The following is a 12284-nucleotide window of genomic DNA, read 5'->3' on the forward strand; positions in this document are numbered from 1 at the left end:
ACAAGAATGAAAGACTTATAGGTCTTACTGCTTGAGATAACCCTCCTTTCACATAATAATTCAGAGACATATGTCTCTTTTTTTTTACCTTTTTAAACCGTTATATCAAAATCATATATAATTAGAAAGATACTTATGGATGCAATATACTTAAACACTTTATTAAATACTTTTCCTTTGTTTTCAAAAGAAGATGGTGTTGTAACAATCAGAATCAAGAATGCTATTATTAAAATAGATTTAAATAATCAAAAATGAAGTATAGAAAACTTTAAAAACTTTGGACACCAAAGGATTTTTGATTTAAGCAAAAATGAAAATTGATCCGTTTTGATGTTAGTTGCTTCTCTGTTAGAAAAAGGATATAAGAAATCACAAATATATTTAGAAAAAAGTTGAAAACTCGGTCATAACACATCAGGTTTTGCAGATGTAGTTGTATCAAAAGATGCAAAAGCTTATTATATTTTTGAAGTAAAAGATATAAACTCAATCCATAAATATATCAATCATAAATCTGCTAAACATACTATGCAAATATTTAGTTATCTTTTTCAAGATAAAAACATCAAGGTTGGCAGTTACTACACCTATAACTTTATAAATCAAAGTCACCAATTTTTTAATATTTTTATAAACGATATTTTAACAAAAGCAGAATCAACTGAATCAATGTATGAAATATGAAACAAACAATGAGATATAAGTAATTTTGTTTTCAATAACAATCTCTTTGAAGCAGAATTTCAAGTAATTAAATATCATCAATTAAAAAAAATAGATTCTGATGCGGTGAAACTTATTTTTAACCAGTTTTTAAGCATTCTTAGACAAAATAGTGTTTCTGATAAATCTAATGCATTTGATAAGATGATTAATATTTTTATTGCAAAAGTATATGATGAAATTTTAGAAGATAGTAATTTTGAAATAGATGGACAAAAAATTAATGGGATGCAATTTCAATTCATCAATAATATTGATAATGATTTAAGTTTTCTTAAAAGATTAAATGATTTATACAAAAATGGTATGAATTATTGTATGAAAAAACAAATTATTGACTACTCTGATTCGGAAATTGAATCAATCATTGAAAATAATGATAATAAACAAAAACTCCGTCAAGTTATAGATGATTTGCGATTAAAGAAAAATAATGCTTTTTCCTTCATTGAAGTTTTTGATGATAAAACATTTATCGAAAACAACGGTGTTTTAAAAGAAATGGTTTTATTACTGCAATCATATAAATTTAAATACAACAACAAACACCAATTTTTAGGGGACTTTTTCGAAGAACTTCTTAACACATCTTGAAAACAAGAATCTGGACAATTCTTTACTCCAATGCCGATAGTAGAATTTATGGTTAACTCCCTACCTATTGAAACAATTATTAAATCTAAGTTAGAACAAAGAAATATAGATTTTATTCCTAAAATGATTGATTACGCTAGTGGAAGTGGACACTTTTTGGTTTCGTATATGGATTATATCGAAAATGTTATCCAAAAACTTCAACCAAATTATACATCTGCTATAAATAAACTGATTCAAAGTTATCAAGTTAACCCGTTTAGTTGAGCAAATGAGCATGTTATTGGGATAGAAAAAGATTATCGATTGGCAAAGACATCTAAAATATCTACATTTTTAAATGGGGATGGTGAAGCACAAATTATTAATGCGGATGGAATTAATAAATTTAATTCTATTGAATTTATTAATAGTCCTTTATACACCGAGAAAACTTTCAATCCTTTTTTTGATTTTGTTATCGCAAATCCTCCTTTTTCTGTTGCCGGTTTTTTAAAAAATGTTTTAAAAAACAATGTATCTAGTGAAGATTTTAGTTTACTGAAAACCTTGGATGCTAAAAGTAGTGAAATAGAAGTATTATTCATTGAAAGAACTTATCAGTTGCTTAAAGATGATGCTTATGCAGCTATAATTCTACCTAGATCTTTTTTAACAGCCGCACAATATGCAACAGCACGCGAATTTGTTTTAACACACTTTAAGATTAGAGCAATTTTTGAATCAGCTGATATAACTTTTAGTGGTACTACAACATCTCCAATTATCTTGTTTATGCAAAAACAAGAAAAGGTAGAGTTAAATTATAATATATTAGTTATTAACTCGCCTAAAACTTTGTTTGCTGGTAATAATGTCGAAAAAGAATTTTTAGGTTATGAATTTAGCGCTAATCGTAATAAGTTAGGAATAACCTTACTAAATGATAATTTAAAGCAATATTATGCTCCAATTGTTAATGAATTTTTGACTAAAAACACTGTAAGTAAGTTGAATAAGTTTACTTTTATTAAAAATATTAATCAGATGTTGTTGTTAGATAAAGATCAAAAACGTATTATTTATCCAAGATTTAACAAACCGAAAACTGGTTATATCAGTATCAACGATATCGCTGATGCAATTAATCCTGTTTATGATAAAAATGTAAATTATAAATACTTAGAAATATCAGATATCCAAAATGGTAAAATTAAACATAAAAATAATAAAAATAAAAAATCATCAAAAGTTGCTTTAAAAGGTGATATTGTCTTTTCAAGTCTACCGAATGCTAAAAAAATAGCTATCGCAGATGATAATTATTTTGTGTCCGCTGCTATATATGTAATAAGAATTACAGATAAGAAAATCAGAGATAATTTTTATAACTATATTTATAATAATACTAACAATATTATCTATGATATGAATGTTTTATTAGATGGTTTCAAAATTACATATGCAAAAATCAGTGAGTATAATTTCAAAAATAATGTATTTATGCAAAAGGATTTGATTTTTAAGAAGTAGGATCGGTTTGTCAACACTATAATTAGTATATAGAATAAAATATAGCACCATTGGTGCTATAGCTGAATTGCAATTAAAGAAGCTACACTAAATGCAATGATTAAGAAGACAAATAAAGACTTAAAAATCAATATTTGTCTTCTTTTGTTTGCTTATATTTTTCGCAAAAGAAAAAAAGAAAGAAAACAAAATCAGTAATCAAAAATTACTGATATTCCTTTTTCTATCTAGTTTAATTTTCTATTTATATTTCTTGAAAAATTTATTTTTCGATGTATTTGATTGTCTTTTTAAATAACTGTAAGCAAATAAAGGTTCTTCATCTGGTATAGGTTTTCAAGGATCTAAAAAATAATTGTAATGATAAAATAACTCATCTGAACTTTGGTATTTAAAAAGTTTACGAGGTATTTTATTTATTTCGTTTTGGACTAAAAGTAATTAATCTTCTGTGACATTATTGAAGTTTGTGCCCTTTGGAAAATATCTACGAACCAGTCCGTTGAAATTTTCAATCCCACCCTTTTGCTGCGATGCATATGGGTCTGCCTTGTAGATATAAATTTGTAATCTGTATGCTAAATAAAAAAAGACTCTTAAATTCTCAACCATTATCTTGTGTAATTGATTTAACATTTAATTTGTATTTTTTAATTGTGTCTCAAAGTAATCGATTAATCTTTCAAGGATTTTTTTCTGGTAGAAGAATGATAATTCCATATCTTGTCATTCTCTCTGTGAAAATAAGTAAATGACTATGTTTTGCACGGTTTCTTCCTATGATTAAATCGACTTCTCAATGTCCATATTCACTTCTTTCTGCAATACTAGTTGGACGAGATCAAAAAGGACGAATCCATCTTTTTCCTACTAATTTTTCTACTCCACTTTTGTAGTCATCTGGATGTTTCTTTCTATATTTGCTGCGTAAACAGTCTTTTCTGCTTATAACTCAAACACCACTTTCGATTCAGTTGAATACTGTTCTTAAGGCTGGTATTTGCACATTTTGAGTATTTTTAATATACTGATAAGTGACAGCGATTCCAAAACTTCTTTTATTAAATTTGCTAAGGAAAATTTGCGAAAATATATCATATTTATGCATGTGTGATTTTAAAATACAATGCTTTTTTCATTGATTTCTTATCTCACATTTTTCTTGCGCATAATAAGCATCATAACCAAATAAATGCGAGTTTCTCTTTATTTCTCTGCTGATAGATGAACGTGAAATTTTCATTTCTGTTGAAATTTCAGTTAGTGATTTTTTCTCTGTTTTTAATAAAAATTCTAATCAAATTCTTGTTTTCAGGGTAAAATTATTAATGAGAGGCTCCTTTCTATTCACTAGATAGAAAAGGGGTTTTTTACAACCGTAATAATTTTATTTAGAAATAACAAAAACAAAGCTTCTCTTTGTAAAATATACATACAATACATTTATCTGTTTTGCACTTTTACCACCCCCCTCCGCTCTCGCCTAATGGCAAAATAGGCGGAGGAACTTTCTTTTTTGTAAAAAAGAAACAAAAAAACTCCCTGCTTTGCAAACTCAGTTTACAAAGCAGGTTTTATTTTTTAAGCTTGCATAAAAAATAAAAAAAGTTACTAAATTTAAAATTTAACTTTTGGGATTAATGACTTTGTAAGTTCAAAATTATTTTTGCTTTTGTTAAATTAATATCGTAAATTTATTATTGAAAATATTTGTGGTTATACAAAAAAAGCTACACAATAGTCTAATTTTTATAGTGTAGCTTTTTAGATTGCATTTTGGGTATAGCACCATTGGTGCTATATTTTATGCTTTATTATTTTTCTTTTTCTTTAAATATCAACCAAATGAAAGTAGAGTTATAAGTGCGATTACAGAAGAAACTACTGCTGCTATTATTGCGGCTGTTGTTTTTGATTTGCTATTCCTAGAATTTGTAGGTGTTTTAGTTTCTGTATTAGTTGTTGTGCTTTCATTTGTTTTTGGTTTATCTTGTTTTGATTGATCGTTTGCTTTTGTTTGAGGGTTTTGCTCTGTGTTTGCTTGTTGGTTATTTGGATTTTTTGTTTCTTCTTGTGGTTGCGGAGTTTGTTTTTGCTCAGAAGTTATTTGTGAATCTGTTGGTTTTGATTGAGTCGGTTTATTTTTTTGATCAAGTTTTACTTCTACTTCGTTTTTTAAAGCAGTAAGTGCTTTGGTATTATTATTTTCTGGTTCATCTAATTTTGCTTGATATGTTGGTTTGTCTGCTTCTGAAAGCTTATTAATTAATGTTTGAACTTCTGCTTTTAAATCAGCTAAATCTTTCGCTGTCTTTTCAGAAGCAAGTTGATCATTAACTGCTTTTTCCGCGATATTCAACTCTTGCAGATTAGTAGAATCATTAACTTGTTTGGTTAGCTTAGTTTTTGCATCAGTATTTGTTATTGTTGCTGCTAATGAAGCAATTTTAGGTTTTTTAGCATCAAAATCTCTTTTATCAGTTTCAGCATCTTGTTTATTTTGTTCATCTAATGCTTTTTGAACCTTAACTTTTACTTCGTTTACTTTTGAAGCATCTGTTGCAACACGTAATTCTTCTTGCAATTGAGATTTATTATTTTGGTCTTTAATTTGATCTATTAATTTCTGTGTATCTACAATTGCATTAATAAATATTGATAGTGCTTTATAAGTTCTTACAGAATCTGGCACATGATCTGAATCTTTTCCTTGAAGAAATTCAATTAAATGAACTTTTCTTTGATCTACATCAGAAAGTTTTCTTAAATCCATTACAACTGCAAATCTAAATTTTTCTAGCAATTGATTACCGATACCAATTGCTTTTTTAAGTTTTTCCTCTGAACCCTCAGCATCGCGAATAATTTGTCTAAATTTAGTAGTTCCAATTCCATTAACCCCATCTTCTTGACTAATAAACAATGTTTTTGTTCATAAATCATATGCATCAACTATTAATTTACCAACAAAAGTTTTTGCTGCTTTAACAGTATCTACTGCTTTTGATAAATCAATAACATTATTTGTTAATGCCTTAGAAAATTCGGTTGAAACTGTATCAAATGATTCTTTTTTCTGTGGATTTGAATCAACTAACATTTTATCTAAATCAGATTTATTTTTATACTGAATAACTAATTCGGAATTTAACTCTGAATTTAATTGTGTTAATATACCTTGTTTAGTATTATCAGATTCGTTAGTTGGATTACCATATAGAAAATCATTAACCAATTGAGCACTAGTCATTGTTGCTTTATTTTTTTGATAATATTCTTTAAATGTGTCCCTGGTTTTTTGAACGGTTAATTTTTCAATTAAATCTGGAATCAGACTTTGATCTGCATCCACTGCTTTATTTTTCGCTTCAAATAATTTTGTTTTCAACTCTTGTAATTTTTTAAGTTTATCTGTATTTGATGTGGCTTTTTTGGCTTCTTCAAGTTCTTTATCAAAATTAGTTGATTGATCACTTGTTAAAGCTCCATCGGTTGCTTTTAAGGTAGCAATATCTGCTGCATTAGCATCTTCTAAAACTTTAATTATTTTTTCAGTTGTGGTATCTTCAACAATGCTTGATTCAACTGTTTTAAGGTTTGCATAGATAGTATTAATATCAGCTATTTCTTTATCACCATCTTTGGTTACATTATTGAAATTAGTTTGTTTTTGCTTTTGTGCTTCATTGATTATATCTTGAATGCTCTTTACATAACCTAATTCAACCTCGTTAATTGCTTTTCTTTTTGCAACAGCATTATTTGCAGTTTGTGCCTTAGTTAATAATTGTAAAAATTTAGCACGATTATCGATTTGGTCAAATTTAAAATTCTTGAGTTCATCTTCATTTTTGTCTTTTTGTACTTTTTCTATTGTTTCACTATATTCTTTTGCTTTTGTCGCAATTTTCTCAAGTATATCAGTAACAGACTTACTAATATCTGCAGAAGTTGCATCGATTTTATCTAAAATAGGTGAAATTATTTCATTAAATGATTTTAAAAGTTCTTGCTTTTTAGCATCATCAGCGATTTTATTTATTTCATCTAATGCGGCCTTTTTAATATTTAAAGTAGATATATATAACTCAGAAAGTCATTTAATTTGATCTAATTTTAATAATGAATCATTTACAGAAGCATTCAATAAATCAATGAATGCACTTTTAACATTTGATGGAACTTCTGTATTTTTATTTAATAAATCAACTTCTTGCTTAACAAAGTCTTGTTTTTTTAGTGTTGCATTAACTTGTTCTTCAAGCAAATTAATATCATAAAGTGTTTTACTTTCATCGCTTATTATTTGACTTAAATTATCAGAATATGTTTTTTGCACTGCATTGCTTGAATCTATTTTAGCAATCAACGCTTTTAATTCAGCAACTTTATTACGGAACATTTTAACAGATTTGATAAATGATTCTTTTTGAAGTTCTGGATTTTCATTCATTATTGAATCATATTGAATCTGAGTAACCCCTTGATCTAAATAGTTTCCGTTAAATAAATGTTTATTTTCTATAGTAATGATTTTTTCACCTGCTTGGTCAAATTTAACTTTAAAATTATCTAATCTTTGTGAAATAGCAAGTGTATGTGTATTAACTCACAATAAATCAAGTGCTTTATCAAGATCATTTTTTACTTTATCTAACTCTGCTTGTGTTTTTGCATTTTTAATTTGATTATCAAACTTATCTAAATCTTCTGACTGTTTAGTTAATTGAATTAATGAATCCTTTTGAGCATCTAAAAGTAACTGACCTCTTTGATTTTCATCTGTATTCTCAGTTTTTAATTTAGCTAATACTTTTGTTTTTAGACTTTCAAGTTTATCATTTACATTTGCATCAGGGTTATCTAATAGTGCAGTTTCTAATGAGATTTTAATAGCATTTAACTCTTTTTGTAATTGTGGCTGAGAATCTGCATTTGCTTCTTTTTTATCTTTTACAAGTGATATTAATCTTTGTAAATAATCTATAGTTTCAAAATTCTTTTGATAATCTGATCTAACCTTTAATAATTGAAGTTGCTTAACTAAACTATTCGGTTTATCTGAATCATCAATAGATGCAGCATATGCTTCATTTTGTTTAAAGCGATCATCATTTATTTTCGCTTCATCTGTTTGTTGTTTTTGAACTTTTCATAATAAATTTTGATATTCATCTAAATAAAAAGTTTTTTTAATTTCATCAATGAAGTTAGATTTTGCAACCTTGTTAAATAACGATTCAATCGCATCAGAAACTTTGATTAATGATCATGCTTTTTCAAAAAGAATTGACATCTTGTTAGCATCCATTTCGCTTGGGTTTGCTTTCTTATTAACCGTATTTAAACTACGTAAGTCGTCTAACAATTCATTGCTTTTATAGTCAAAATAAGATGTTTTTGAAAATCTCTTGGTATTTACAGTATTTTTAATAGCATTGATATCTTTTAAATATTGTTCTTTTCTTTCTACCGGCGCAACAGGAACAACATCAATTGGTTTTTCTTGTTTAGGTGGTTTGGGATTTATTTCAGTTTCCTTTGCTTTCTCTTCTGAAGTTAGTTCAGATGATCTAGGTGCATACACAGCAGCAATAACTGCAGCAGTAACTGCAGATGCAAAAACTGCTGAAGAAACTAAAAACATTGCTAATTTATTTTTCTTTTTCTTATCTTTCATAAGGTCCTCCATATATATATATATATGATTGTATTAATATTAATTTTTTTAATGTAGAATAATTGTATCAAATTTTGAGAATTTCCTGTGTTATTTTTTTAAATAAAAATGAAATTATTTTCTTACTTCTCGTACACAAAGTGATAAAATATTAAAAAAGGTGGCAGAGTGAATCTTGCTTGGATTTAATGCACACCTACTTACGGTTGGAACACCGTCTGAGTTATCGTATTAACAAAAGTAGGTGGTTGAAACTGTTTTTAATTACTTTAACGGATAACACAAGTTTGCCTGTGTGTTTGTTGACAACTGTGGTGGTTGCAATCAAACGTTACCAAACATAGGTTTTCGGTTGATCGCTATGTGAATAGCAGTATAAAAACTCCGTGTGTTAGTAGCACCCAGAATCCGAAAAGAGTATATTGACCAAAGTCAAGGTGCTTGGTGAAAACCCAGTATTTAAAATGAACCTTAGCTAAGTTCATGCTGTGCCAGAATAAAAGTGATTATCTGCAGCTCGGGAGTGTCGGACAACACTCTCCCTTTTTTTATATTTTGATTCATAAATGATAAAGTTTTTGTGGAAATATAACTTTATTTTCCCGTTACATAGTTATTTTTGAAAATACAATAAATTTCTTTTTTATTAAAAAAGAATAAAATTATATCAATATGACTTCATTAGATAATACTAATTCAAATGATAATAATTGCTGTGAGTTTCACATAAATAAAGCATTAGATGAGCATAAAGTTGCTAATATAGTAGACAAAAAATTAAACAATAATATCGATTTAGAAAACATCGAAAATAACACACATCATCTTAAATACAAGATGGGTGTATATCTTTTAAATTCTAAAGATCATGGATTAAATTTTAAAAGATTGTTCAAAAGATACTGAAATAAGATAATCTTTATATTTATTGCTTCTTTATTGTTTAATGCAGGAATTCAAATCTTCTTAAAACGAGCAGAAACTATCCCATCTGGTGTAACTGGAATACCTACATTAATTCAATATGCAGTACCTGCTGTGGAACCTTATTTTGCTTTGTTATATTTAGCATTCAATATCCCTTTATTTTTAATTTTTGGATGAAAGATTAAAAAAAGTTTTATCTTTTTAACCCTAACGTTTATGTTATTTCAGATATTAACTAACCTTTTCTTTACTACCCCTGTAATATCTGTCGGCTTACAGGAATTTATTACATTTACTGAAAGAAATGAACCTACAAGCAACTGAAGTAATATCGTTTATTCTTTTATTGGTGCATTATTTATTGCTTTAGGTATCTCGATTTCTTGAAGATCGGGTGGATCGACCGGTGGAACTGATATTATTGCTTATTATTTTTCGGTTAAATCAAAGAAAAATGTAGGCCATGTGTTATCAATTATCGGAGTTGCTACTGCTATTACATTTTTAATCATCTTTGCTTTTTTAAAACCTAACTATTTATATCCCAATCCATTAGATAACGAAGGGAGGGTTATTACAAATATTGCAAATATGCCTGTATACAAGGATAATGCATTTATAAATGGTAGTTGAGATATAAATAAACTCAAAGAAATTTTTAACAATAAAAATAGTGTTAATGGGAGTGGTCCACATCGAATTTATTTTGGTATCCGTGAATTAACAACATTTTTATATATTTTAATTGTTAATGTTTTTATTGATATTCTTTATCCAAAATATAAAAAAGTTGATGTCACTATTATCAGTTGTAATCCTGAAAAAGTATTAGCTTACTTTCGTCTAATAAACTACTGACATTCATATCGAATTGAATCTTATAAATCAGGATATACAGGTAAACAAGCAACAAAAATTTCAACAGTTATGCTTATTTTAGAAACACCTAACATAATTTCTGATTTAAAATTAATTGATCCAAACATTTGAATATCAATTTCAAGGGTAAAACAAGTTGTCGGAAACTTTAATACCGAATTTGTCGAACATTAAAATTAGTGCTATTTTAGTGCTAATTTTATTTTTATTAATAATAAAAGTGGAGGTATAAATGAGACTTAATCAACTACAAGAAATTAAAGGAAGACAACTTAACAAGATTAAACCAGGTTTTGCTTTTTTAAGTTTACTCACTGGTATTCCTTTGTTAGCTTCATCACTTGCTTCAATAGTTGGTTTGTTTAGAACAGCATTTTCAGCAAATGGTGAAATAAAAGATAAAACAACAACTTACAAATGAAGTCATAATGAGAAAAGTTCAACAACAAATTCTAAAACAAACTATATTATCTTTTAATTTGGATATAAACTCTTTTTGGTATAATAAATTAGTTACCATGAGTAACCGTTCTGAAAAGGTTTAAGTAGCATAGCTCACCTCAAAGACGAGCCACTTTTTGGAGGATTGCATGTTAGCAATTATTGAAACAGGTGGAAAACAAATTTTAGTTAAAGAAGGACAAACCATTTTTATCGAAAAAATCGATGGAGAAGAGGGTAGTGAAGTAAAATTTGATAAGGTTTTACTTGTAGATACCAAGATTGGTACTCCTTATTTAAAAGATGCTTTTGTAACCGGAACAATTGAAAAACAAGGTAAAGCAAAGAAAATTATAGTATATCGTCACAATGCAAAATCAACACACAAAAGAAAGCTTGGACACCGTCAACCATATACACGTGTTAAGATAGTGTCTATTCAAGGATAATAAGAAATGGCAAAGACAAAAGCAGGTGGATCTACACGTAATGGTCGTGATTCACACTCAAAACGTTTAGGTGCTAAATTAGGTGACGGACAATTCGCTACTGCTGGATCAATTATTTATAGACAACGTGGAACCAAAATCCATGCAGGTAATAATGTGGGGCGTGGTGGCGATGATACTTTATTTACTTTAATTGATGGTTATATAAAATACGAAAGCAGAAGAAACAGAAAATTTGTTTCAGTATACCCTGAAAGAAAATTAAATTAACAAAAGAAGGGCATTCGCTCTTCTTTTAAATATTCAGTACCTTTGATATTGATCAAATCAGATTAGCACCCGATGCAATAAGTTGGTTATTACCATCATCAATATCAGAACCTGGAAAGCAAAATATTTCTTTGCCTAAGTTTAAAAATGCTGATATTAAATTATTTGACTTAGATTCTTTTTTTAGTGACAAGGATAACAAACATTTTGCTAGTGTTGCTGCAATAAAATTACTTTGTTTAAAGTATTTAATCTGTGGATGTGTATCAGGTGGATATTGACTTATAACAAGTTCATTATCTAAATTCATTCCACGATAATCATAACTATCAAGACCTTCCTTGGCTAAATGTATGATTTTACCTCCTTTAGATCGAAATAAATTTACAAATTCACTTTCGGTCTTTTTGTAATCATTGGTTATCAATACAACTTCTTTTACTAGTACATCAAGGTTTTTGTTTATTATGCTCCAATTATAAGTGTCTCAAAGTTCATTAATAATATAAAATTTTTCTTTTGCAGCAACTAAATCATAATTACCACGATAATAAATAGCAAAAACACATTCATTTATTTCATATAACTCCTTAGGATAGTTGTTTTCGATAATTGTTTTATATTCGATACCTAAATTTCTTAGGTTGTTTTTAATATTTTCTATTTCTTTATTAGGAATCTGACTACCATTTTGAATGTGTTTATAAATTTGATATTGGTCGCCTTTAAATTTTGTACTAAAATATAAAATTACATCTTTCATCATTTCTCCGTTTTTATTATTTATTTTTTTACAAAATAAACTG

General features: G+C 27.7%; 8 protein-coding genes. 5 read left to right on the plus strand and 3 right to left on the minus strand.

What is annotated here, in order from left to right; all coding sequences use genetic code 4:
* Positions 1-135: 135 nt before the first annotated feature.
* Positions 136-2832 carry an HsdM family class I SAM-dependent methyltransferase gene (locus tag ACXYRN_RS01390; protein WP_458607387.1) on the plus strand — a complete coding sequence of 899 codons (2697 nt, stop codon included), beginning with the start codon at positions 136-138 and terminating at the stop codon, positions 2830-2832.
* 487 nt (positions 2833-3319) lie between these two features.
* Here ACXYRN_RS01390 and ACXYRN_RS01395 read toward each other — a convergent pair whose 3' ends face one another.
* Together ACXYRN_RS01395 and ACXYRN_RS01400 are read right to left on the minus strand one after the other, a co-directional pair.
* Positions 3320-4075 carry an IS30 family transposase gene (locus ACXYRN_RS01395; RefSeq protein ID WP_458607388.1) on the minus strand — a complete coding sequence of 252 codons (756 nt, stop codon included), beginning with the start codon at positions 4073-4075 and terminating at the stop codon, positions 3320-3322.
* Positions 4076-4636: 561 nt separating this feature from the next.
* Positions 4637-8512, minus strand: coding sequence for a hypothetical protein (locus tag ACXYRN_RS01400; protein WP_458607389.1), 3876 nt, complete (start codon positions 8510-8512; stop codon positions 4637-4639).
* Between the two features lie 672 nt (positions 8513-9184).
* Here ACXYRN_RS01400 and ACXYRN_RS01405 point away from each other — a divergent pair.
* From ACXYRN_RS01405 to rpmA, 4 genes are all read left to right on the plus strand, one after another.
* Positions 9185-10492: a YitT family protein gene (locus tag ACXYRN_RS01405; protein ID WP_458607390.1), complete on the plus strand. Its 1308-nt coding sequence runs from the start codon at positions 9185-9187 to the stop codon at positions 10490-10492.
* 58 nt (positions 10493-10550) lie between these two features.
* The gene (locus ACXYRN_RS01410) at positions 10551-10796 is read left to right on the plus strand and encodes a hypothetical protein (RefSeq protein WP_435129919.1); all 246 of its coding nucleotides are present in this window, start codon (positions 10551-10553) and stop codon (positions 10794-10796) included.
* A 112-nt stretch (positions 10797-10908) separates the two neighbouring features.
* Positions 10909-11208 carry a 50S ribosomal protein L21 gene (gene rplU, locus ACXYRN_RS01415; protein ID WP_435129922.1) on the plus strand — a complete coding sequence of 100 codons (300 nt, stop codon included), beginning with the start codon at positions 10909-10911 and terminating at the stop codon, positions 11206-11208.
* Positions 11209-11214: 6 nt separating this feature from the next.
* The gene (gene rpmA / locus ACXYRN_RS01420; protein WP_458607391.1) at positions 11215-11478 is read left to right on the plus strand and encodes a 50S ribosomal protein L27; all 264 of its coding nucleotides are present in this window, start codon (positions 11215-11217) and stop codon (positions 11476-11478) included.
* A 25-nt stretch (positions 11479-11503) separates the two neighbouring features.
* Here rpmA and ACXYRN_RS01425 read toward each other — a convergent pair whose 3' ends face one another.
* Positions 11504-12241: a DNA-processing protein DprA gene (locus ACXYRN_RS01425; protein WP_458598066.1), complete on the minus strand. Its 738-nt coding sequence runs from the start codon at positions 12239-12241 to the stop codon at positions 11504-11506.
* Between the last annotated feature and the right edge of the window lie 43 nt (positions 12242-12284).

The organism is Mycoplasma sp. 4423 (genome assembly GCF_054353855.1).